Below are 24,669 nucleotides of genomic sequence, written 5' to 3' on the forward strand. Positions count from 1 at the left end.
GTTTAATGCTTCAATGAGAATATTTGACCCAAAATGGTTGAATATGTCCCAGAACGTGCTATAATATAAATATAAAGGGTGGGCGCGATGAAAAAAAAGAATATTCTTAACTTAATAAAATACTATAGTGAGAAGAATGATATCCAGTTTCGCAACGAAGCATATGATATTGCACGGGACTTTGATTCGGCCGGTGACTATCAATTGGCTGAATACATTATGTCGCTTTTGTCAAAAAATAACGTGTTCTATCCTCAAGTTAATGATGATAAGGAGTCATTCTTCAAAAAAGTGGATGTAGGAAATGAGTCTTTACCACTACCGAAGGCGATCAGCGATGACATCGTGGGTATGATCAACGCCATTAATCACAATGCTGGGATTAATAAGTTTATGTTTATTGGCGCACCGGGTACAGGTAAAACCGAAACTGTAAAGCAAGTCGCAAGATTACTTGAAAGACAACTTTTTATGATTGACACTAGCGAACTCATTGATAGTAAACTTGGTCAGACAGCCAAAAATATCAGTGATGCATTTGCCGAGATAAACACTTTACCCTATCCCGCTAAGGTGCTCATCTTAATTGACGAACTAGATTCTATTGCTTTGGATCGAATCAACAACAATGATTTACGAGAAATGGGTAGAGTAACTTCAGCCTTCTTTAAGGAGTTGGACAATTTGAACGAAAATATAGTATTGGTTGCAACAACCAATCTTTTTGAGCGTTTTGATAAAGCCTTAACAAGGAGATTCGATTCCATCATTGATTTTAATAGATATACAAAAGAAGATTTAGTTGAGGTTGCAGAGAGCATCCTAAACACTCAACTTAAACGTTTCAAGACGGCTGGACATGACATGAAATTGTTCAAAAAAATTATCAATTGCATGACGATAATTCCTTACCCTGGTGAATTAAAAAATTTAATACGCTCTTCGATAGCTTTTAGCAATCCGAATAACGAATTTGATTATCTTCGTAGAATGATAAGGAACGTTATACCGAATATTGGCGAAATATCTCCTAATAATTTGCAAAAAAGAGGATTCACAATACGAGAAATCGAAGTGTTGACTGGCGTTTCAAAAAGCTCCGTACAACGTGAACTGAAAGGTGAAAACCATGAATGATATTCTGCAGTTAAAAGGCCCGTTCGAAAGTAGAAAAAACCCAAATAGACCCGCAGCTCCTACATTGCCAAGCAATCAATCTGTATGTAGCAATCATATTCGCAAACTAGGTCAAGACCTTCTGGATATTGCTGCTTTTTGGCGCGCTGAGAATTTTCTTCCTGATGTGTTGCTGAGCGCCCATTATCGAAAAGTTGCTGCCAAAAGCAATCGAATAGATAGTTTCCTTTCATATAAAGATGTTACTGCCGAACAAACAATAGTAGGAGCGAAGTATGGTGGTACTCCATCTGACCCATATCATATCATCACGCATTATGTTTCAATCGACGCCATTGTATCATCCGTTGAAAAAGCAAATGAAACCGCTAAAATTCTTGACGAATATTTCACTGGAGTTGCCACTACATCTAGTTTTAATAGTGCCGAACGTATTTCATTGATTGATTTCTCTCGCTATTCAATATCAAAGACAACGTTTCAACGAATGGTTGTTGATGCGTCATTTATTACTAAATTCGCAATCGATAAGTCAGAATTCCTCACCAATGAAACAGCGATCATTTCATTTTTTGATGTAAAGATGAAGATTGATGATCTCCTTCGGAAATTTGGCATTAACCCGACTGTGATTCGCGCACTTGATAATACATCAGTTTTATTAGGCCGAGAAGAAATCGAACTGATCCTGCGGAAGGCGCCATATTTAGTTGCTATGGCAACGGTAGATTTTTCGCGATTGTTACCAACCGATTTCGCTCCCTCAAGCGAGTCAACTCCAGGCGTTATTCCTTCCCCAAAAAACGAGCCAATTATTGGAGTGATTGACACTCTATTTGATTCATCGGTTTACTTCTCTGATTGGGTCGAACACCATAACGACATCTCATCAGAGATTCCTGCGCAATCATCAGATTATCAACATGGCACTTCGGTGTGCTCGCTCCTTGTTGATGGGCCTTCACTCAATCCTGAATTGAATGATGGGTGTGGTCGTTTTCGTGTTCGACACTTTGGGATCGCGCTGCATGCAGGTTTTAGTTCTTTCACAATAATAAATCAAATTAAGACGATAATTTCAAAGAACACGGAAATACATGTATGGAACATCTCGTTGGGATCAGATCAAGAAGTGAATAGGAACTTTATATCCGCTGAAGCATCCGTGCTTGATCAAATTCAATATGAAAACGACATAACATTCATAATTTCAGGAACCAATAAACGGGCAGATGAACCCAAAAAACGTATTGGCGCCCCTGCTGATTCCGTGAATGCGATTGTAGTGAACTCTGTGGACTCTCAGAATAATCCTGTGAATTACTCGCGTTCCGGTCCGGTATTATCATTCTTTACAAAACCTGATGTCAGTTACTATGGCGGTGATTCACACAAACGAATACGTGTTTGCGATCATCTCGGATTGTCATATGTCTGTGGCACATCCTATGCCGCTCCATGGATATCTAGGAAGATGGCATTTCTTGTGGATGTTCTCGGTTTCCCACGTGAAATTGCTAAAGCATTATTAATTGATGCCGCGATAGGGTGGAACGAAACGCACTCATTTGAGGAACGTTCTTTGAAAGGTCATGGTGTCGTACCCGTTCGTATCGATGACATTGTCAAATCAGAAGATGATGAAATCAAGTTTGTCGTTTCGGGCGTATCTGAACAATATGAGACCTATAGTTATCAATTTGCGGTGCCAAAGTATAAAAACGAATACCCCTTTCTTACCAAAGCGACGTTATGTTATTTTCCACGGTGTTCTAGAAATCAAGGCGTAGATTACACTAACACTGAACTTGACTTATACTTTGGCAGAATCGATGAAGATAACCATATCAAATCAATTAACAATAACAAACAGTGTATAGAAGACAATGATATTCATCCAGTATATGAGGCTGATGCAAGAAAATATTATCGGAAATGGGACAACATCAAGCATATCACAGACGAAATAAAGGAACGTCTTATCCCTAGGAAAGCATATCAGGGTAAACTTTGGGGGATGAAGGTTGTCACGAAGGAACGACTGAAATCTCGAGATGGAATTGGTATTCGATTCGGCGTAGTTGTCACACTAAAAGAAATTCATGGAGTGAATCGAATTCAAGATTTCATCTCTGAATGCTCACTTAGAGGTTGGCTTGTTAACCGAATCAATGTTGAAAGCAGAATACAAGTCTATAATAAAGCTAGCGAAGAAATCAAATTCGATTAATCATCTCCAACTCTCGATGATGGTAGGTTGATTTATTAATATTGGTTGAGTTGAGTATATCCTATTACTCCTAGGGACCTTGACGAAGTGTACAATTGAAGCTCATGCATAATCGTCGAGTGAATTTTCAAGCGTTCTTAGGCCTATAGGTGAAACGAACGTACAGTGAAGTAATCATTTACAATAAATTCAGCTACAAAAAAATAGTCATAGTGCTGTCACATTAAAAAAACATAATGGGAGAGATGACAAAGTAGTTTTAGAGCGGCCTTGATAATCCAATTTCTATACTATTTACGATAAGTGTGAATATGCTTTTTGTCTTCAACAACATGTGGCATCCACATCCTGGGTGCCTTAATCATCATTCCTACAGGCGAGATGGTAAAATTTCAGCGATTCCCTTATAATGGAAACAGACTGCATCAATGACTAGGAGACACGATATGACCCGATCCGCACTTGGCAAGAAACTCGCGTTCGCTTCCGCCGACATCTTCGGCGGCGGCTCCTTCAACATCATCAACTTCCTGCTTCCCGGCTTTCTCGCGCTCACGGTCGGGATCAGCCCCTACTGGATCAGCTTCATCATGCTGATCGCGCGCTTCTGGGACGCGATCACCGACCCGCTCATGGGATACCTTTCCGACCACACGAAGTCGCGGCTCGGGAAGCGCCGGATCTATCTCGTGATCTCGGCGCCGCTCGTCCTCGCCGGGATGTACTTCCTGTTCTTCCCGTTCGCCTTCCCGAGCCATACCCTCCGCGTCATCGCGGCGCTCACCGCGTACCTCGTCTTCACGATGATCCAGACCTCGGTGATGATCCCCTACTATTCGCTCTCGAGCGAGATCTCGAGCGACTACCAGGAACGGGCCTCGTACAATTCCTATCGTCTCGGCTTCAGCATCTTTTCCTCGATCCTCTGCGTCGCCGTCCCCGGCATCATCGTCTCGCTCTTCCCCGACGACCGCGTCGGCTACCAGGTGATGAGCCTGATCTTCGGCACCTTCTTCGGCCTCAGCGTGCTCTTCACCGGCCTCTTCGCGAAGGAGGAGATCACGACGCCGGCGGTCACCTCGAAGCTCTCCCTCAGGGAGCTCGTCAAGCCGCTCGGCCTCCGACCCTTCCGCCAGTACCTCGGGATGTTCCTGTTCCTGCAGATGTCGATGGCGGTCATGAGCGGACTGTTCTTCTTCTACGTCGACTTCTACATCGTCAAGGACGTCACCGCCGCCGGGGAATCCTCGATGGTCGGCATGATCGCCGCGGCGTTGATGTTCGCGATGCAGATCGTCGCCCTGCCCGTCTACATCCGGATGATCGGGAAGAAGGGGAAGACCTACGCCTACCGCTTCGGCGCGATCGTCTGGATCGTCACCGCGCTCACGCTCCTCGTGATCCCCGCGAACGTGAACCCGGTCGTGATCTACGTCGTCGGCGCGCTGATGGGCTTCGGGATCAGCGGTCCCGGCCTCGTCCCGCACACGATGTACGGCGACGTCGTCGACGCCGGCCAGCTCAGGTTCAGGGACCGCCTCGACGGACAGATGAGCGGCTTCACCAACTTCATCAACAAGGTCGCGCAGGCCGTCGGCCTCGCCGCCGTGATGGCCCTGATCGGCCTCGCCGGCTTTCAGTCGCAGGATCTGACGCAGCCGCCGCTCACCGAACAGCCGCCGGAAGCGATGCTCGCGATCCGGCTCATCATGGCCCTCGTCCCGCTCGTCTTCATGGGCGTCGGGATTCTCATCTCGACCCGCTACCGGATCGATGCGGCGACCCAGAAGAAGATCGCCGAGACCATCCGCGACGGCGCGGACGCCGAAGAATTGATCCGGAACCTCTGAAGATGAAGCGTCCGAATCCGCTCCTGTACGCGACGCTCGGCTTCCTGCTTCGGATCTACGCCTTCTTCAAGGGGCAGCGGATCCGCCGCCACGCGAAGATCAAGGGGCCGGCGATCGTCCTCTCCAACCACACGTCCTTCTACGACTTCATCTACACCACCGCGGCGGTCTATCCGAAGCGCGTCAGCTACATGGCCGCCGGGAAGATGTTCTACGACCCCCTCCTCGGCTTCTTCCTCCGGATGGCGCGGGCGTTCCCCAAATGCCTCTTCCAGGCCGACCCGGTCGCGACCATGAACGTCTTCCGGATCCTCCGGCGGAAGGGGATCGTCTCGATCTTCCCCGAGGGGCAGATCTCGCCGATCGGCGTCACCCAGCCGATCGCGCCGTCGATCGCCAAGCTGCTCAAGAAGGCCAAGGTCGACGTCTTCGCCGTCCGCCACCAGGGCGCCTACCTCGTCAACCCGCCGTGGTCGAAGAAGAACTTCCCCGGACGGATCCAGACCGACGTCGAACTCGTCCTGACGAAGGAACGGCTGGCTTCGCTTACGGAAGAAGAGGTCCTCGCGGCCGTCGTCGAGGCGCTCCGCTTCAACGTCTCCTCCTTCGATCCCGAAGGCAGGTACCGTTACCGCATCAACGACATCGAGAACCTCGAAAGCGTCCTCTACCGCTGCCCGCGATGCGGCGGCGAGACGCTTCATGCGGACGGACGCGACCTCGTCTGCCCGGCGTGCGGGAACCGCCTTTCCTACGATCCCCACGGAAAAGTCGGCGGACTCCGGATCGACGACCTCTATCACGTGCAGGAGGCGGAGATGCGCATGCGGATCGAATCCGACCCGGCGTTCCGCCTCGAAGCCGACGTCCGGCTCGAGAGTTTCCGGGACGAGCGGCTCGTCGAGGTCGGCCGCGGCCGACTCTCCCTGACCCATGACGGATACCGCTACGAGGGCACCGTCGACGGCAGGGAAACCGTCCTCGCGTTCGATCCCAAGAACGTCCCGACGCTGCCGAGCGACCTCGGCAGAAACGTCCAGATCTACGAAGGCTACCTGATCTACCAGTTCGCGATGGACGTCCCGACGATCCCGACGAAGTTCGTCATCGCCGCCGAAATCCTGCACGCGCGCAGCCTTTCCGGCGCGGCCGACGCGGCCTAGACGACCGATCGACCGCGCATGATTTCGCAAATTCGACCGAAATATGACGGAAAATCGCCCGATTGCCATATACAAGGGCATGAAATGGTGTTATAATCGACATCAAAAAGGGGGCATTGAAAAGATGGATAAGTACGTCAAGCTCTACAAGCAGATGTGGATCGACTGGAAGAACTACGAAGGCAAGATCAACCTGAACGACTTCTGGACCAACATCGTCGTCCATATCATCGTCCAGTTCCTGATCGGCCTCATCATCGGCCTCATCAACATCCCGGTCCTCACCTCGCTCGTCAGCCTCGTCCTGCTCGTGCCGGTGATCGCCATGGGCGTCCGCCGTCTGCACGACGTCGGCGAGAAGGGTACCTACATGCTGTGGTGGCTCCTCCCGCTCGTCGGCTGGATCTTCGTGATCCTGAAGTGGGTCAAGCCGAGCGTCGCCGCCTGAGCCCAAGCGCAACGAACAAGACACGGTCCGTCCGTGTCTTTTTCTTTACCGGAATACCGCTTGACGGAAGCGGCGTGCGATTGTACAATGAATGAGCGAATCATGAAGGACGGGGAACACCATGGACAAGAAAACGCTGATCTTCGAGAAACTGCCGATCTGGAAGGCCGTCGCGACGCTCGCGATTCCTTCCATTCTCTCGCAGTTCGTGACGATGATCTACAACCTCGCCGACACCTTCTACATCGGTCAGACGAACGACCCCTACATGGTCGCCGCGATCTCCTATTCGTTCGGCGCCTTCGCGCTCCTCGCCGCCTTCGGGAACCTCTTCGGGATCGGCGGCGGCAGCCTGATGGCGCGGATGATGGGCGCCAAGCGCCCCGAGGACGCGAAGAAGGTCGCCACCTTCAGCGTCTACGGCGCGAACGTCTTCTCGCTCCTCTATTCCGTCCTCCTCTGGATCTTCATGACGCCGATCCTCGAACTGCTCGGCGCCAGCGCGATGACGATCGGCTACGGCAGAGACTACCTGTTCTGGACCACCGTCGTCGGCGGTCTTCCGACGACCCTCGGGATCGTCCTCGGCCATCTCCTCCGCTCCGAGGGCGAGGCGAAGCTGGGCGCCGCCGGAATCGCCTTCGGCGGCATCCTCAACATCATCCTCGACCCGATCTTCATCTTCGTGCTCGACCTCGACGTCGCCGGCGCGGCGATGGCGACGATGATCGCCAACGTCGCCGTGGTCGGATTCTACCTGATGACCGTCTTCTCCATCGGTCACCGTTCGAACGTCGGTTTCTCACCGTCCCGGCTCTCCGGGGCGAAGCAGGTCGCCGGTCCGGTCTTCGCGGTCGGTCTGCCCGCGGCGGCCGCCGTCGTCTTCAACGTCCTCGTCAACGCCGCCGTCTTCAAGGTGCTCTCGGGTTACGGCGACCTCGCCGTCGCCGCGATGGGGATCGTCAAGAAGATCGACTCGATCCCGCTCAACATCGCCCTCGGTCTCGGCCAGGGCGTCCTCCCGCTCGTCGCCTACAACTACGCCGCCAAGGACTTCGACCGCATGAAGGGTTCCTCGCGGTTCGCCCGATTCGCGGCGGTCGGGATCGCGAGCCTCTGCATCGTCTTCTTCGAGGTCTTCTCCGAACCGATCGTGACCTTCTTCATCCGGGAACCGGAGACCGTCGCGCTCGGCGCGCGGTTCCTCCGGATCGCCTGCCTCGGTACGATCCCGATGGCGCTTTTCTTCCTCTACAACACGACCTTCCAGGCGATGGGACACGGGAAGCAGTCGTTCTTCCTGGTGTTCATGCGCCAGGTGGTGATCAACCTCGGGATCCTCTTCCTGTTCGAAACGCTCTTCGGGATCGACGGCGTCGTCTGGACCCAACCCGTCGGCGACCTGCTCTCCGCGCTGATCGCATGGGTGCTCTTCGAACGCGTCGTCGTCTCGCTCAAGAAGGAACAATCGGGACTCGACCGGCGCTCCGCATGATGGAGCGCTTTTCCTTTTTGATAGAAATGAACAAACGTTCATTGATACACTGTTCAAAGGGGATCCGCAGTGGTAGAATGGATACGAAGGAAGGTGTTCGGATGAAGACGATCGTGGTCACCGGCGCGACCGACGGGATCGGCCGTGCCGCGGCAGAAGGATTCCTGAAGGCGGGCTGCCGCGTCGTCGGCGTCGCCCGCAACCGGAAGAAGGCGGCGGCCATGGAAGCGGATTTGCGCGAAGCGCGGCTCTCCTTCCAATTCGCCGACCTGTCGAGCGTGCGCGAGGTCGACGCGCTCGCCACCCGCCTGGCGGAGAGCTGCCCTGACGGCATCGACGCGCTCGTCCACGTCGCCGGGACGGTCTCGACGCATCGCGAACTCACCGTCGACGGCTACGAGAAGACGTTCGCGGTGAACCACCTCGCCGTCCACCACCTGACGATTCGGTGCCTCCCGCTGCTGGAGCGCCGTCCCGGCGCCCGCGTTCTCGTCGTCAGTTCGCGCGCCCACCGCTGGGGGCGGATTTTCTTCCGGGACGTTTCGCTGCGCGGCTTCTACTGGCTTCTGACGGCCTACGCCCAATCGAAGCTGATGAACGTCCTCTTCGTCCGCGACATGGCGCGGCGGATCGATCCCAAACTGGTTTCGTTCTACGCGATCGATCCGGGTCTCGTCGACACCGGCATCGTCGCGAAGACGACGAAGGGACTCGAACGGTGGATCTGGAGCTGGCGGCGGAAGGCCGGCACTCCGCCATCGGTCCCGGCCGCGGCGATGGTCCGGATCGCGCTCGAGGACGCCTATGCGGGACGATCCGGTCTGTTCTGGATGGAAGGCGTCGAGAAGGCGCCCGCGCGCCGGTCCGGAACCGTCCGCACGATGGATCGGCTCCATGCGCTCTCGGACGCGATGGTCGACGTCGCGCTCGGCGGATCTTCGCGTTTTTCCGCGAAGAAGTGAAATCGCGGGAATCGCCACCTCCGGCGATCGCTTTCTTCCGCGATATGCTCGCACCGTCTTGAAATAATGCGGCGATGGTGCTATCATCAAGGAAAAGAAGCATCCGTCATAGGGGGATTTCCATGGCACAGATCCGTCGTTTCCTCGGCAAAGTCCGGATCGAGTTCATCGCGATCGGGCTGTTTTTCCTGACTCTCGTCGTCTTCTCCGCGCGCCTCTACGTCTGTCGCTTCGACGGCATCGTCGTCGCGCAGCTGTTCCTGTTCGCGTTTCCGCCGTTCTTCGGGCCCTTCGCGCGGGCGGTCGTTCTCGACGCCTGCTTCGCGACGATCGGCTTCATGGCGTTCGAGGGCGGTTTCACGAAACGTGCCAGACTCGCGTTCCGCGTCGGCTTCTACGTCGCCGCGGCGCTGTTTCTCGTCAACCTCGCGCTCGTCCTCCTCGGCGCCGGATCGGATCCGGCGACCGCGAACCTGTTCTTCGGGAGAGAGGAGTTCTCCGGCGGGGAATCCGTCCTCGTCGGCGGCTTCGGACTCGGGTTCTATCTCTACATCCTCTTTCTCGCCGTTTACGGCGTCGCCGTCTTCCTCCATCCCGGATACGCCGGGACGGATGAGCCGACGCTGTGGCGCTGGATCCTGCGCAAGCTGAACCGGAAGGACCCGCTCGTCGCGCTCGATCCCGTCGGCGACGCACAGATCGTCCGGAGCGTCCCGCTTCACGTCTTCTACACCGTCATCACCTTCGGCGTCTGGTACTACATCTGGATGTACCGGATGATCCGCGGGATCCACAAGCTGGTCGGCGGACCCGCCGACCTCACGAAGGATTTCCTCCTCTCCGCGCTCGTCCTCCCGGGGATTCAGGTGATGTACGGCCTCAACCTGAAGAAGTGGGAGACCTTCCTCTTCCAGAACCGCGACCGGTTCGGCGTCAAGAAGCCCGACTTTTCGATCGCTTACCTCGTCCTTTCGATCCTCGGTCTCGGCGTCGTCGCCACGGCGATGATGCAGCTCGACCTGAACAAGGCCGCCACCGTCGCCAACGCCACGCTCCAGAACGAAGAAGCGCGTGCCTGACCGAAACGATTTCGACAACGCGTCCGATCGGACGCGTTTTGTCGTTTCAAGGACGATTTCCGATCCTCTTCTTCGCCGCTCGTGCTATGATGGTACCATAGCGAGGTGCCTGCCATGACGAAACGCCTGACCACGATCCTGATGATCTTCCTATTCCTGTGCACGGCGGTCGCCGCGGGCGCCGCGCCGGTCGTGACGGCCGAGACCCCGGAGGCGAATCCGCGCTTATCTGCTTCCATGCTCGCCGCCTACGGGTGGCTGTCCGCCCAGCAGGACTCCGCCGTCCTCGACGGCAGCGACGAAATATCCGGTCTCGTCGACAGTTTCGAGGACTATTCCGGTCCCGACCAGCCGATCACCGAGGCGTTCACGTACGACCAGGCGGTCGCGGCGATCGCCTTCCTCGTGGCCGGCGACGTCGAACGGGCGACGACCGTGCTCACGACCCTGCAGAACCTGCAGGCGGAGGACGGTTCCTGGTGCAACTCCTACTGGTACGGCGGCTACTGGGGCGCCGAGCTTAGGAAGCACGTCGGTCCCGCCGTCTGGGTCTCGCTCGCGGTGATGAACTACGAACGGATCACCGGCGATGCGGAGACCTTCCACGCGATGGCCGTCGCCGCTCTCGACTGGGCCCTCGGATACCAGCGGCCCAACGGCGGGATCGCCGGCGGCGAGACCACCTGGGACGTGCCCGGCGTCTGGACCGAGGAGGTCTGGACCGGCACCGAACACAACATCGACGCCTATCCCGCGCTCCTCTATTTCGCCGACACCACGCCCGCAAGACGCGACGAATACAACGCCGCCGTGGCGGACGTGCTCGCGTTCCTCACCGATGTCGTCTGGGACGACGCCGAGGGCCGCTTCTTCGGCGGCTTCAAGAACGACACGCAGCTCGTCGACCCGTGGGTCCCGCTCGACGTCAACCCGTGGGCGGTGCTCGCCCTCGGTACGGACTACGCCGAGGTCCTCGATTACGTCGAGGACGCCGTCGGCGACCCCGTCACCGGCGTCGGCACGCTCGCGCATCCGAAATACGTTCAGACCCTGACCTACGACGACGAGGGAAGCCTCATGACCGGCTACGACTTCGACTGGCAGGACGACGGCGCCGCCGCCGACCCGGCCAAGGGCGGCGGGACCTACGCCGCCGACATCTGGATCGAAGGCACGGTCTTCATGGCGTGCGCCTACTACGCCGTCGGCGACGAAGCGAAGGGCGACGCGATCCTGTCCGAGGTCGAGAAGAAGATGGGTGCCGGCGGGTCGATGGCCGGCGGCCTGCCCTATTCGCTCAAGGCCTCCAACAACCACTACTGGCGCATGCTGCAGCAGAACTGCGTCTCCTCGACCGGCTGGTTCGTGATCGCCGCCGCCGGCTGGAATCCGTTCCAGGGCGAGGAACTCGACCCGCTCGAACGGGTCCAGGCACCGACGGTCGACGTCCCGGCCGGCCAGTACGCCGACGCCGTGACGGTCGCGCTTGCCTCCGCGACCCCGGGCGCGACGATCCGCTTCACCCTCGACGGTTCGGTTCCCGACGAGACATCGCCTTCCTATGCCGATCCGATCCGGATCGATTCCTCGACCGTCCTCACCGTCCGCGCCTTCGCGGAAGGATTGCGTCCCTCCGAGACGGCGGTCTTCGACTACGTCGTCGACGACCGGGCGCAAATGCCCGTCTTCAGCCTCGATTCCGGAACCTACGCCGGTCCTCAGACCGTCTCGATCGCCACCGCGACCGACGGCGGCGAGATCCGCTATACCCTCGACGGCACGGTCCCGACGGCGGATTCCCCCCTATATGGGGGACCGCTCGAGATCAATTCAGACGCCGTCGTCACCGCGGTCGTCTTCCGAAGCGGCCTCGAGCCCTCGCCCGTGATCCGCGTCCGTTACGTCATCCTCGCCGTGACCGCGTCGCCGACGCTCTCCGTCCCTTCCGGGACGTACGACGAACCGGTCGAGGTGTCGATCACCCATCCGGATGCGGACGCGGTGATCCGGTACACCCTCGACGGAAGCGCCCCGACCGCGCATTCGCCGGCCTACGACGGACCGATCACGATCGTCGCCGACGTGACCGTCCGCGCCGTCGCGATCGTCGCGGGTGGCGCTCCCTCCGCCGTGGTCGAAGCGACCTACGAGGTCGCCTTCTCGGAAACCCCCTACTCCCTGACGGAAGGTTCCTCGTCTGCGACGATCACCTGGCTCACGGACTGCGTCTACGTCGACATCCATTACGTCAAGAACGGCGGCGGGCAGCAGAACGTCCGCATGGTCGAAAACGGAGCGACCGGACATCCGGAGATCACGATCAACGGGCTTGCGGCCGACGACGAACTCGTCTTCTGGTTCACGGTGATGGTCGCCGTCCAGAACGACACGGAACATTTCACCCACGTCTTCGGGACGTCCGAACCTGAGATCGGAACGGTCTCTACCCCGACCGCGGAGGTCGCCGGTGGCGACGTCGGTCCGCGGACGGTGACGCTGTCCTGCGTTACCGCGGGCGCCGAGATCCGCTATGCGCTCGGCGTCGGGGCCGATGTCGCCTTCGTCGTGTACCAAGGACCGATCACCATCGAGGAGGATGCCGTCCTCTCGTTCTACGCCGTCAAGGACGGGATGGCCGATTCGGCCGCCGTGACCGAGACCGTCGAAGTCGATCTCGCCGATGAACCCGGTCCCGATCCGTTCGAGGTGATCGAACCCGAACCGACCGCTTCCGGCCTTTCGACCCTCGCGACGATCCTGATCGCGACCGGCGGCACGATCGCCGCCGGCGGCACCGTCGTCCTTATCCTCCTGATCCGCCGCCGCCGGATCCTCGGCTGACCGCCGTGCGCCTGTTCGTCGGGATCCCGTTTTCCGCCGCGGCGATCGCCGCGGCGGAGGAACGCGCGGACTACGTGCGGAAGAACAGCCGGCGCGGGAACTTCACCGCCTGCGGAAACCTGCATCTGACCCTCGCCTTCCTCGGCGAAATCGAAGACGCGGACGTGGTCGCCCGCGTCCTGAACCAGGTCCGATGGACCGCCTTTTCGATCCGGATCGGCGGTCTCGGATCGTTTCCGTCGCGTGGCTCCTCCACCGTGTTCGCCGTCTGTGACGGCGGCACGGCGCTGTCCATGCTCGCGGATGCCGCGAGGACCGCGCTTCGGACGGCGGGCGTCGCCTACGACCCGAAGCCGTTTGCGCCCCATCTCACGCTCGTCCGCGAATCGGACCTCTCCGCGGCGGCGATCGAACGGGGGTCGTTTCCGCCCGCCGTCGTGTCCGTCGACCGCTTCGTCCTCTTCGAATCGCTCCGGTCGGACGGCCGTCTCGTCTACCGGCCGCTCGCGACCTTCCCCGCCGAAGGCGTTCCGCGATGAAAAAATCGCTTCATCCGATTGATTCCACTCGACAAATCCGAAAAAAATGATATCATATCATATGGACACGCACGAGTGCGGGTCCCGATTGGGCTATGGCCAAGCGGTAAGGCATTGGACTCTGACTCCAAGATCGCTAGTTCGATCCTAGCTAGCCCAGCCAATGAAAACATGCGAGCCGCGGATGCGAATCCGCGGCTCTTGCTTTTTTTCCGCAGCCGCGATGGTATAATGGAGTCGAAGGGGTGAGAGCCGTGCGCGAAGTGAAGGCGAAGACGCTGATCCTCGGACCCTATCACAACTACAACGTCTACCGCGGCTGCACCCACGGGTGCATCTACTGCGACTCGCGCAGCGCCTGCTACGAGATCGAGCCGCCGTTCGAGGACATCGTCGTCAAGACGAACGCACCCGAACTCGCCGCGTCCGAACTCGTGAAGAAGCGGACCAAGATCGTCTGCCGCTCGGGATCGATGTGCGACCCGTACATGCCGATCGAGGAACGCCTCGGTCTCTCGCGGAAGGTCCTCGAGGTGATCCTCACCCACGGACACGGCGCGGCGTTCCTCACCAAGAACGCGCTCGCCCTCCGCGACCTCGACCTGATGGAAGAACTCTCCCGCCGGACGGCGGGCATCGCCTGCTTCACCCTCACGACCGTCGACGACGCGCTCGCGAAGCGGATCGAACCGCAGGCGAGTCCGCCTTCGGAACGGCTACGGGCGCTTGCGGCGTTTTCCGCCCGCGGCGTCGTCGCCGGCGTGTGGATGACGCCGGTTCTGCCGTGGATCACCGATACCGAGGAAAACGTCCTCAAAGTCGTCCGGGCATGTTCGGACGCCGGGGTGCGGTATGTCGTCGGTTGCACCGGAACGACGATGCGCGACGGCTCGCGGGAGCATTTCTACGCCCGCCTCGACGAGGAGTTCCCCGGACTGCGGCGGAAGTACGAAGCCCGTTACGGATCCTCCTACGTCTGCAAGTCGCCGATCGCCGACCGCCTCTGGAACGCCTTCACCGACGCCTGCGACGCCGCCTCGATCAAGTGGCGCGACGAGGACATCGCACCGTTCTTCCGCGTCCGCGACCATGACGTCCAGATCTCGCTGTTCGACGGATCGTGAACGCGACCGTCATGCAAGGGAATCGAAGAAGGAAGGGGTCTCCATGAAACCGAAACTGATGCTTTCGAGCGCGATCTACCTCACGCTCTACCTGATCGGGGGAACGCTCTACTACGTGCTCGCCGCCGGCGACATGGGCGAGCGTTTCCCGATCTTCGCCGCGCTCTACGCGCTCTTCGTCGCGATCCACGCCGGAATCGTGCTCGTCGCCGTCCTCTGCCAGTGGTGGGGATACTTCGGGAACCGCCGCGGTCCCGTCTTCGTTTCCGTGCTGCTCTGCATCGTCGCCGGGATCGAACTCGCGCTCCTGGTCTACCCGATGGTGGGGATGCTCGTCGCCGTCGTCCTCGGTCTGATCGCGACGCGCCAGCCGAAGACCGCCCGCTGACGGTCGGATCGCCGACGGTTGACAGCCGACACGGCGCGATGTTATGATGGATCCAAGCTGGCTCCATCCCATCGCGCCTTTTTTCGATCGAGTCTCATGCCAGAAGGAGATGGTCCGATGCTTGTCAGGATGCTCGACCGCAAGTCCGGCGTTCCCCTCTACGAACAGATCTACCGTCATGTCCTGGACGAGATCGGGCGCGGCGCGCTTCCCGCCGGCGCACGGATGCCGTCGCGCCGCGAACTCTCCGCCCGGCTCGGATGCAGTCCCGTGACCGTCGATGCCGCCTACGCGCAGCTCGTCGCCGAGGGCTATCTGCAGGCGCGCGAACGCAGCGGCCATTTCGTCCTGTCGACCGGCTTTCCGGCGCCGGCGCGCCGATCCGCGACCGTCGTCGCGGAAGTCCCCTTCGCCGTTCCGCGCTACGATCTCGGGACCGCCGCCTTCGACGCCGACCTGTTCCCCTATGCCGTCTGGACCCGGATCGTGCGCGAGACGCTCCGTGAACCGAAGAGCGAACTGCTCAACGCCGGCCATCCGCAGGGATCGCGCGCCCTTCGGGAGGCGATCGCGGAACATCTAGCCGCCCAGCGCGGCTTCTCGCCCGACCCGGCGGACATCGTCGTCGGCGCCGGTTCCGAATACCTGATCGGGCAGCTCGTCGAGCTGATCGGCCGCGAACCGCTCTACGCGGTCGAGGACCCCGGATATCCGAAGATCGCGAGGATCGTCGCCTCTCACGGCGCGCGACCGGTCGGAATCCCGCTCGACGGGGCCGGCCTCGATGTCACGGCCCTCCGAACAAGCGGCGCCGACATCGTCCATGTCACGCCTTCGCACCAGTTTCCGACCGGTGTCGTGATGCCCGTCGGCCGTCGCCGCGAGCTCCTCGCATGGGCGCAGGACGGCGATAGGCTGATCCTCGAGGACGACTACGACAGCGAGTTCCGCTTCGCCGGGCAGCCGATCCCGGCGCTCGCCGGCCTCGACGGCGGCGACCGCGTCGTCTACCTGAACTCCTTCACCAAGAGTCTCGCACCCGCCCTCCGGATCGCCTACATGGTCCTGCCTCCGAGGCTCCTCTCGACCTACCGCGAACGTCTCGGTCATTATTCCTGCACGGTATCCAACATCGAACAGGAGACGCTCTCCCGCTTCATGGCCGAAGGACATTTCGAACGTCATCTGGCGCGCGTCCGGAAGACGTGCCGCGACCGTCGCGACCGCTTCCTCGACCGCCTGCTCGCCTCTCCGATCGGAAACCGACTTTCGGTCCGGTCGGAGGACGCGGGCCTGCACTTCGTGCTTTCCGTCGATCTCGGCAGGAGCGAGGCGGATCTCGTCGCCGCCGCGGAGCGCCATGGCGTTCGCCTCGCGGGACTCTCGCGATTCGGCCCGCCCCCCTCTTTCGAACCGGTTCCACGGGTCGTCGTCGGCTATGCCGGGCTCGCCGGCGCGGACGTCGAGGGTGCCGTCGACGCCCTTGTCCGCTCCTGGTCGGAATGAACGCGAATCTCTCGTGCGCGCACGCATTTTTAAGTGACAAGCGCGGCTCGCGCGTGATATAATGTTAAGGTCGGAAACGAAACGGAGGTGACTGGCATGCCGATATTCGAATCCATCCGGACTGCGGAGGAGAAGGCCGAGGCGCTCCGGGCGAAAGCCCAGGAAGAAGCGAAGACGCTTCTGGAACGCGCCCGCATGACCGCGGCCGAAGAAACCGCCCGCATCCAGGCCGAAACCGACGCGAAGGTCGCCGCCGTCGAAGCGGAAGCCGCCGCCCGCGCAGAACGCGAGAGCCGGCGGATCGCCGCCGAGGCCGAAGCGTCCGCGGACGCCGACGCCGCCCGCGCCAAAAACGCGCGGGAACGCGCGCTCGCAGCCGTCATGAAGAAGGTGACGGGCGTATGATCGTCGCCATGAAGAAGGCGAGCGTCGCCGTGCTCGCGGAGGACCGCGAACGGCTGCTCGAAAGCCTTCAGCGCTCCGGTACGCTGATGCCGGTCAAACCCGGCGAGAATATTGCCGCTGCCGACTCTTCGGATGCGGACGCGCTCGCGATCCGCACCGAGAAATCGCTCAAGCTGCTCGAACGATACAAGAACCGCAAGTTGGTCTCTGACCAGGAACCCGCGACCGTCGACTACGACTCCTTCGCGATCGACGATCCCGTCCGGATCGAACTGCTCCGGGAGGTCGAGACGCTCGACGAGACCGTCCAGCGCCTGAAGGGCGAAGCGGCCACGCTCCAGTCCGAACGCGCCGCGCTCCTTCCCTGGATCGACCTCGAGATCCCGCTTTCCGAGCTCGGACGCCGGGGATCCACCGTCGTCCACGCCGGCATCGTTCCGCCCTCGCGGCTCGCCGCGGTGGAATCGGAAGCCGCATCCGTTTCATCCGAGACCTCAAGTTACGGCTCTTCACCCGAAGGGGTCGCGCTCGTCGTCGCCGCCTTCGCCGAGGATGACGCCGCGGCGATCGAACGGATCCGCGCCGCCGGCTTCGTCGAGGCCGCCCTGCCGCGCATTCGCACGACCGCCCGGGAGGCTCTCGCCGAGAAGGACGAACGGCTCGCCGGAAACGCCGCCGCGCTGGCGGCCGCGGAATCAAGGCTGTCCGAACTCTCCGGCCGTAGGACGCCCCTCGAGGTCCTGAACGACCGCACGCTGAGCGCCTCCGAACGGCTTCGGACGCCCGTCGCCGAGACGACCTCGGCCGCCTTCCTGGAAGGCTGGGTGCGCGTCGACCAGATCGACCGGCTCCGCGCCGCCCTCGATCGCGCGACGGATGTCTACGACCTCGAGCTGACCGATCCGGCTCCGGACGAAACGCCGCCGACCGCGGTCAAAAACAACCGCTTCGTGACCGCCTTCGAGACGATCACCGACATGTTCGCGAAACCGTCGTACGGCGAGATCGACCCGAATCCGGTGATGTCGATCTGGTACTGGATGCTGTTCGGGATGATGATGGCCGACGTCGGCTACGGCGTTGTGATGGCCGTGCTCTTCAGCTTCCTGATCAAGAAGATGCGGGCGAAGGGCGAGACCCTGAAGCTCCTCAAGCTTCTGCTCTACACGAGCGTCACCACGATCTTCTGGGGACTGCTCTTCAACAGCTACTTCGGCGCGAGCATCGGCTTCATGTCATTCCTCCAGATCCTGAATCCGGTCGAGGACACGATGGTGCTGCTCGGCATCTCGCTCTTCGTGGGCGTGCTGCACATCTTCACCGGTCTGATCATGAAGGCCGCGAACAACCTCCGGAAGAAGGACCTGATGGCGGTGTTCGCCGACTCGTTCGCCTGGATCCTGCTGATCACCGGCCTCGGGATGCTGCTCGTGCCGTCGCTCATCACCCTGCCCGACGGTGCGAAGATCGCAGCTGCCGGCAAGTGGGTCGCGATCGCCGGCGCCGCCGTGATCGTCCTGTTCGCCGGACGGTCGGTGAAGAATCCGATCGGTCGGATCGGTTCGGGGCTCTACGCCCTGTACGGCGTAACCGGATACCTCGGCGACATCATGTCCTATTCCCGCGTCCTCGCGCTCGCGCTCACCTCGGCGATCATCGGCCAGGTCATGAACCAGCTCGCCGGGATGGTCCAGGGAGTCCACTGGTACGGCATCCTCTTCGCGATTCCGATCTACGTGGTCGGACACGTCTTCAACCTCGTGATGGGACTGCTCTCGGCGTACGTGCATACGAGCCGCCTGCAGTTCATCGAGTTCTACGCCAAGTTCTACGAAGGCGCGGGCTACGAGTTCCGCCCGCTTTCGATCCAAAGCAAATACGTCGACGTCCGCGCCGACGGCGAATGACGATTCAACTACGGAGGAAACCAACATGAACATCACTGCACAAGCATTGGCAATCATCGGCGCGGCGATGGCCGCCGCCCTCGCCGGCCTCGGCTCCGCCATGGGTGTCCAGATGGCCGGCAAGGCCGCCGCCGGCGTCCTTTCGGAAAAGCCGGAACTCTTCGGCAAGCTCATCATCCTGCAGGCCCTTCCCGGCACGCAGGGCATGTACGGCTTCATCGTCGCGATCCTGGTCCTCGGCAAGGCCGGCGCGCTCGCCGTCGACGCCCCCGTCGCCGAAGGCTGGCAGCTCTTCTTCGCCTGCATCCCGATCGCCCTCGTCGGCCTCATGTCGGCCGTCTTCCAGGCCAAGATGGCCGTCTCCGCGATCCACATGACCGCGAAGCAGCCCGCCGCCTCCGGCCGCGGCATCACCATGACCGTCCTCGTCGAGACCTACGCGATTCTCGCGCTTCTCGCGAGCATCCTCCTGATCGGTTGATCCACGCATCGCCGCAATCCGCGGAAGGGAATGATTCCTGTGCCAGCCACCCTCTATGACAAAATCGAACTGAAGGGCGCGGAGGACGCGGCGAAGATCCTCGCCGCGGCCGAAGAGAAGGCCGCCATGCTCGTCGACGGCGTCATCAAAACCGCCCAAGGCGAGAGCGCGGAGCGCCTCAAGATCGCCGAGCGGGCCGCCGCCGCCGTCGTGCGCAACGCCGTCACCCAGGCGCGGCAGGCCGCCAAGCGCGTCACCCTCGAACGCCGCAAGGCGGCGATGGACGACGTCTTCGACACCGCCGTCGGCGCCCTCGCCGGCCTTTCCGACGATGCCTACGCCGCCCTCGTCGCGCGTTTCCTCAAGGACGAAGGCCTGACCGGATCGGAAACGATCCGCGTCTCCGCCCGCGAGCACGCCCGTTTCGCCCGCCTCTTCTCGAGCAAGGGCGACCTCACCCTCGACCTGCTTTCCCGCCGTCTCGGCCTCAAGGCCGGAACGCTCGCGCTCGATTCCGAGCCCGCCGCGATCGACGGCGGCCTCTTGGTCGTCGGCCGCGACTTCGACGTCGACCGCTCCTACCGCACCGTGCTTTCCGACCTCCGCGACGGCCTCGAGCCGGAACTCGCGGAGATCCTCTTCGGCGCGGGTGAGTGACATGAGCTATCCCTACGCGAACGGCGTCGTCAAGGCGCTCGAACCCCGCCTCCTCGACCGGACGAAGACCGCCAAGCTGGCGCGCGCCGACAAGGGCGCGTTCCTCAAGGGGCTTTCCGACGTCGGCTACGGACGGATCGTTCCCGGGGATACGGTCGAAACCGCGATCGCGCGCGAACTGCGCGACTACCACGCCCTGCTCGACGGGACCACTCCCGACAAGCGTGCGACCGACCTGTTCTTCCTCGCCGAGGACGCGATGAACCTGAAGCTGCTCCTGAAGCGGCGGCTGTTCGGCGCGCCCGCGTTCGACGCGGCCGAGGCCGACGGCGCATTCTTGTTCCCCGGTCTCTCGCGGGCGATCCTCGACGACGATTTCGAGGAACTCGACCCAAGCGTCGCGGCGTTTCTGCACGGCGTCGTCGAAGCCGTCGCCGGAACCGACGCCGGGTCGCTTTCCGCGGCCGTCGACAGGGCGATCTACGCCCAGGCGTTCAGATCCCTCGGACTTCTGCCCGACCGGGCGCTCAGAACCTACCTGCAGGCGAAGGTCGACTTCGCCAACGTGACCGCGATCTTCCGCATGCGCCGGCTCGGCTGGAAGGCGGAGCGCCTCGCGGCGGTCTTCGTCCCCGGCGGGCGCTACGCCCTCGAGACCCTCGCGCAGGCGTTCGACGCCGCGCCGGTCGACGCCGCGCGCCTCCTTCAGGACCATTACGACGAGAAGGTGTCGCGGATCGTCCGCGACCAGACCGAGAAGCGCTCGCTCTCGATCCTCGAATCGCTGTTTTCGGAGCTGCTGCTCGAGACCGCCGGCGAATTCCGAGACGACGGCTTCGGGATCGGACCGATCATCTACTACCACCTTGAGAAACGGCGGGAGGCGGACCTGGTCCGCAGCCTTTACGCGCGGGCCGAAGACCGGCCCGCCGTCTGAAGGGAGGCACGAACATGGACAAACAGCCCATCGAAGTCGCCGCGATCGGTCCGACCGACGCGGTCCTCCTCTACAACGCGGCGGGTTTCATGACCTTCGTCGCGCCGACCCCGGCGGAAGCCGACAGGATCGTGTTCAAACTCTACGGCGACGGATGCAAGGTGATCCTCGTCGACGAGGATCTCTACGTTGCGATGTCGGAAACGATCCGCAAATACCAGCAGAAGCCCTTTCCGATCCTGATGCCGGTCCCGATGTCGAAGCCCTCCCTTGGCCTCGGACTGAAGAAAATCCAGGAAAACGTCGAAAAGGCGATCGGCATCAACATCTTCTAGAAGGAGTCCTGAAACGATGGATAACACGACAATCAAGGAAAACAAGGGCGTCATCGTCAAGGTCTCCGGACCGCTGATCGTCGCCGACAACCTGCCCGACGTCCAGATGTACGACGTCGTCCGCGTCAGCGAGAAGAAGCTGATCGGCGAGGTCATCGAACTGCGCGGCGGGCGTGCCTCGATCCAGGTGTACGAGGAGACCGCCGGCATCGGTCCGGGCGAACCGGTCTATCCCACCGGCGAACCGCTTTCCGTCGAACTGGCCCCCGGTCTCATCGAGGGCATCTTCGACGGGATCCAGCGTCCGCTCGACGACATCTACGACATCGCCGGCGACCGCATCCCGCTCGGCATCGACGTCCCGAAACTCGACCGCAAGAAGCTCTGGGAATTCGTCCCCGTCGCCAAGAAGGGCGATTCCCTGACTCCGGGCGACGTCCTCGGAACGGTTCGCGAGACCGCCGCCGTCAGCCACAAGGTCATGGTCCCGCCGGGCGTCTCCGGCGTCCTCAGGTCGATCCACGCCGGACCCGCGACGATCGTCGATCCGATCGCCGTCCTTGCGCATCCGGACGGAACGGAGAAACAGGTGACGATGCTGCAGAAGTGGCCCGTGCGCCGTTCCCGTCCCTATCGGACGAAGTTCGCGCCGAGCGCGCCGATGGTCACCGGCCAGCGCGTCATCGACACCCTCTTCCCGATTGCCATCGGCGGCATCGCCGCGATCCCGGGACCGTTCGGTTCCGGCAAGACGGTGGTCCAGCACCAGCTCGCCAAGTGGGCGGATGCGGACATCATCGTCTACGTCGGCTGCGGCGAGCGCGGCAACGAGATGACGGACGTCCTCCTCGAATTCCCCGAACTGCACGACCCGAAGACGGGCGAGTCGCTGATGAAGCGCACCGTCCTGATCGCGAACACCTCGAACATGCCGGTCGCCGCCCGCGAAGCCTCGATCTACACCGGCATCACGATCGCCGAATACTTCCGCGACATGGGCTACCGCGTCGCGATCATGGCCGACTCGACCTCGCGCTGGGCGGAAGCGCTCCGCGAGATGTCGGGACGTCTCGAGGAGATGCCCGGCGAGGAAGGCTATCCCGCCTACCTCTCGAGCCGCATCGCCGAGTTCTACGAGCGCGCCGGCATCGTCCAGTGCCTCGGAAGCGAGGGCCGCGTCGGCGCGATCACCGCGATCGGCGCCGTCTCGCCGCCCGGCGGCGACACCTCCGAGCCGGTCTCGCAGGGCACCCTCCGCATCGTCAAGGTCTTCTGGGGGCTTTCCGCCCAGCTCGCCTACCGCCGTCACTTCCCGGCGATCGACTGGCTCAAGTCGTACTCGCTCTATTCCGACACGCTCGACGCCCATTTCGATTCGAAGGTGAAGAAGGGCTGGAGCGCGCAGGTGCACGAGGTGCGCCGCATCCTCCAGGACGAGGCCAAGCTCTCCGAGATCGTCCGCCTCGTCGGCGTCGACTCGCTCGAGTTCGCCGACCGGCTGACGCTCGAGTGCGCCCGATCGATCCGCGAGGACTACCTCCACCAGATCGCCTTCCACGAAGTCGACACCTACACCTCCCTGAACAAACAGTACGGGATGCTCAAGGCGATCCTCGGCTGGTACCATCTGGCCCAAGAGGGAATCCGTTCGAACGTCGCCTACGCGAAGCTCACGTCGATGGACGTCCTGAACCGCATCGGTCGCATGAAGTACCTCACCGAGGACCACTTCGAAGCGGAATCCGCCTCGATCATGGCCGCGCTCGAGGCCGAATACCAGAACCTTCTGAAGGGGGACGACGCCGATGCCTAAGGAATACAAGACCATCCGCGAGGTCGTCGGCCCGCTGATGCTCGTCGACAAGGTCGAGGGCGTCAAGTACGACGAACTCGTCCGCATCCGCCAGGCTTCCGGCGAGGAGCGCGTCGGCAAGGTCCTCGAGGTCGACGGCGACCGCGCCCTCGTGCAGCTCTTCGATTCCTCCCAGGGACTGCGCATCTCCGACGCCAAGGCCTCGTTCCTCGGCCACGGGATCGAGATCAAGCTCTCCCCCGAGATCCTCGGCCGCGTCTTCGACGGCATGGGCCGCCCGCAGGACGGCGCCGGCGAGATCATCCCGACCAAGGTGATGGACATCAACGGCACGCCGCTCAACCCCGTCGCCCGCGACTATCCGCTCGAGTTCATCCAGACCGGCGTGTCCGCGATCGACGGCCTCAACACCCTCGTCCGCGGCCAGAAGCTGCCGATCTTCTCCGGCAACGGCCTGCCGCATGCGAAGCTCGCCGCCCAGATCGCCCGCCAGGCGAAGGTCCGGAACAGCGACGAGAAGTTCGCCGTCGTCTTCGCCGCCGTCGGGATCACCTTCGAGGAGGCCGACTACTTCGTCACCGACTTCAAGCGTTCCGGCGCGATCGAGCGCTCGGTGCTGTTCACGAACCTCGCGAACGACCCGGCGATCGAGCGCATCGCGACCCCGCGCATGGCGATCACGGCCGCCGAATACCTCGCCTATGAACTCGGCATGCACGTCCTCGTCATCATCACCGACATCACCAACTACGCCGAGGCGCTCCGCGAAGTCTCCGCCGCCCGCAAGGAAGTTCCCGGCCGCCGCGGCTATCCCGGCTACATGTACACCGACCTCGCCTCGCTCTATGAGCGTGCCGGCCGCATCAAGGGCAAGAAGGGCTCGATCACCCAGATCCCGATCCTGACGATGCCCGAGGACGACAAGACCCACCCGATCCCGGACCTCACCGGCTACATCACCGAGGGCCAGATCATCCTCTCTCGCGAACTCAACTTCAAGGGCGTCACCCCGCCCGTCGACGTCCTCCCGTCGCTCTCGCGACTGAAGGACAAGGGCATCGGGAAGGGCCGCACCCGCGAGGACCACTCGGCGACGATGAACCAGCTGTTCGCCGCCTACGCTCGCGGCAAGGAAGCCAAGGAGCTCTCCACGATCCTCGGCGAGGCCGCCCTCTCCGACGTCGACAAGCTCTACTCGCGCTTCGCCACCGAATTCGAGAACCGCTACATCTCCCAGGGCTTCGAAACCGACCGCACGATCGAGGAGACGCTCGACCTCGGCTGGCAGCTGCTCACGATCCTCCCCAAGACCGAACTGAAGCGCATCTCGCTCGAGATGATCGAGAAGTACTGGCCGAAGGCGAGGTGACCG

The 24,669-nt window shown here is 61.0% G+C and carries 21 protein-coding genes and 1 tRNA gene; all 22 read left to right on the plus strand.

The features are described from left to right. Positions 1–87 precede the first annotated feature (87 nt). Positions 88–1,137 carry an ATP-binding protein gene (locus WC509_03920; GenBank protein ID MFA5006598.1) on the plus strand — a complete coding sequence of 350 codons (1,050 nt, stop codon included), beginning with the start codon at positions 88–90 and terminating at the stop codon, positions 1,135–1,137. Next, positions 1,130–3,367: a S8 family peptidase gene (locus WC509_03925; GenBank protein ID MFA5006599.1), complete on the plus strand. Its 2,238-nt coding sequence runs from the start codon at positions 1,130–1,132 to the stop codon at positions 3,365–3,367. Before WC509_03920 ends, WC509_03925 begins: the two co-directional genes overlap by 8 nt. A 446-nt stretch (positions 3,368–3,813) precedes the next feature. Continuing rightward, positions 3,814–5,217, plus strand: coding sequence for an MFS transporter (locus WC509_03930; protein ID MFA5006600.1), 1,404 nt, complete (start codon positions 3,814–3,816; stop codon positions 5,215–5,217). A 2-nt stretch (positions 5,218–5,219) separates the two neighbouring features. Then, positions 5,220–6,380 carry a 1-acyl-sn-glycerol-3-phosphate acyltransferase gene (locus WC509_03935; GenBank protein ID MFA5006601.1) on the plus strand — a complete coding sequence of 387 codons (1,161 nt, stop codon included), beginning with the start codon at positions 5,220–5,222 and terminating at the stop codon, positions 6,378–6,380. 124 nt (positions 6,381–6,504) lie between these two features. After that, positions 6,505–6,828 (plus strand): DUF805 domain-containing protein, encoded by a 324-nt coding sequence (locus WC509_03940; protein MFA5006602.1) that lies wholly within the window; start codon positions 6,505–6,507, stop codon positions 6,826–6,828. Between the two features lie 121 nt (positions 6,829–6,949). Then, a complete protein-coding gene (locus tag WC509_03945) occupies positions 6,950–8,323 on the plus strand; it encodes an MATE family efflux transporter (protein MFA5006603.1) in 1,374 nt (457 codons plus the stop codon). A gap of 101 nt (positions 8,324–8,424) precedes the next feature. Continuing rightward, positions 8,425–9,285 carry an SDR family NAD(P)-dependent oxidoreductase gene (locus tag WC509_03950; protein ID MFA5006604.1) on the plus strand — a complete coding sequence of 287 codons (861 nt, stop codon included), beginning with the start codon at positions 8,425–8,427 and terminating at the stop codon, positions 9,283–9,285. Between the two features lie 122 nt (positions 9,286–9,407). Beyond that, the gene (locus WC509_03955) at positions 9,408–10,364 is read left to right on the plus strand and encodes a DUF4234 domain-containing protein (GenBank protein ID MFA5006605.1); all 957 of its coding nucleotides are present in this window, start codon (positions 9,408–9,410) and stop codon (positions 10,362–10,364) included. Positions 10,365–10,478: 114 nt separating this feature from the next. After that, positions 10,479–13,205, plus strand: a complete 2,727-nt coding sequence (locus WC509_03960) for a chitobiase/beta-hexosaminidase C-terminal domain-containing protein (protein ID MFA5006606.1) — start codon at positions 10,479–10,481, stop codon at positions 13,203–13,205. Between the two features lie 5 nt (positions 13,206–13,210). Continuing rightward, positions 13,211–13,744: an RNA 2',3'-cyclic phosphodiesterase gene (gene thpR, locus WC509_03965; protein ID MFA5006607.1), complete on the plus strand. Its 534-nt coding sequence runs from the start codon at positions 13,211–13,213 to the stop codon at positions 13,742–13,744. An 89-nt stretch (positions 13,745–13,833) separates the two neighbouring features. Continuing rightward, positions 13,834–13,907: transfer RNA gene (locus WC509_03970), tRNA-Gln, on the plus strand. Between the two features lie 91 nt (positions 13,908–13,998). After that, positions 13,999–14,868 (plus strand): radical SAM protein, encoded by an 870-nt coding sequence (locus WC509_03975; GenBank protein MFA5006608.1) that lies wholly within the window; start codon positions 13,999–14,001, stop codon positions 14,866–14,868. Between the two features lie 43 nt (positions 14,869–14,911). Continuing rightward, a complete protein-coding gene (locus WC509_03980; protein MFA5006609.1) occupies positions 14,912–15,256 on the plus strand; it encodes a hypothetical protein in 345 nt (114 codons plus the stop codon). Positions 15,257–15,373: 117 nt separating this feature from the next. Next, a complete protein-coding gene (locus tag WC509_03985) occupies positions 15,374–16,762 on the plus strand; it encodes a PLP-dependent aminotransferase family protein (protein ID MFA5006610.1) in 1,389 nt (462 codons plus the stop codon). Between the two features lie 96 nt (positions 16,763–16,858). Beyond that, positions 16,859–17,167: a hypothetical protein gene (locus WC509_03990; protein ID MFA5006611.1), complete on the plus strand. Its 309-nt coding sequence runs from the start codon at positions 16,859–16,861 to the stop codon at positions 17,165–17,167. After that, entirely contained in the window at positions 17,164–19,074 is a 1,911-nt protein-coding gene (locus tag WC509_03995) for a V-type ATP synthase subunit I (protein ID MFA5006612.1), read from the plus strand. The genes WC509_03990 and WC509_03995 overlap by 4 nt, the downstream gene beginning before the upstream one ends. A 25-nt stretch (positions 19,075–19,099) precedes the next feature. Next, positions 19,100–19,555, plus strand: coding sequence for a V-type ATP synthase subunit K (locus tag WC509_04000; protein MFA5006613.1), 456 nt, complete (start codon positions 19,100–19,102; stop codon positions 19,553–19,555). 30 nt (positions 19,556–19,585) lie between these two features. Further along, a complete protein-coding gene (locus WC509_04005; protein ID MFA5006614.1) occupies positions 19,586–20,212 on the plus strand; it encodes a V-type ATP synthase subunit E family protein in 627 nt (208 codons plus the stop codon). Position 20,213: 1 nt separating this feature from the next. Then, on the plus strand, positions 20,214–21,149 hold the full coding sequence (locus WC509_04010) for a V-type ATPase subunit (GenBank protein ID MFA5006615.1): 936 nt from the start codon (positions 20,214–20,216) through the stop codon (positions 21,147–21,149). 14 nt (positions 21,150–21,163) lie between these two features. Further along, entirely contained in the window at positions 21,164–21,484 is a 321-nt protein-coding gene (locus WC509_04015; GenBank protein MFA5006616.1) for a V-type ATP synthase subunit F, read from the plus strand. 16 nt (positions 21,485–21,500) lie between these two features. Next, entirely contained in the window at positions 21,501–23,297 is a 1,797-nt protein-coding gene (locus WC509_04020) for a V-type ATP synthase subunit A (protein ID MFA5006617.1), read from the plus strand. Next, positions 23,290–24,666 carry a V-type ATP synthase subunit B gene (locus tag WC509_04025; GenBank protein ID MFA5006618.1) on the plus strand — a complete coding sequence of 459 codons (1,377 nt, stop codon included), beginning with the start codon at positions 23,290–23,292 and terminating at the stop codon, positions 24,664–24,666. Before WC509_04020 ends, WC509_04025 begins: the two co-directional genes overlap by 8 nt. The last annotated feature ends 3 nt before the right edge of the window (positions 24,667–24,669 follow it).

The sequence above is a fragment of the Candidatus Izemoplasmatales bacterium genome (genome assembly GCA_041649275.1).
In the GTDB taxonomy this organism is placed as follows: domain Bacteria; phylum Bacillota_I; class Bacilli_A; order Izemoplasmatales; family Hujiaoplasmataceae; genus UBA12489.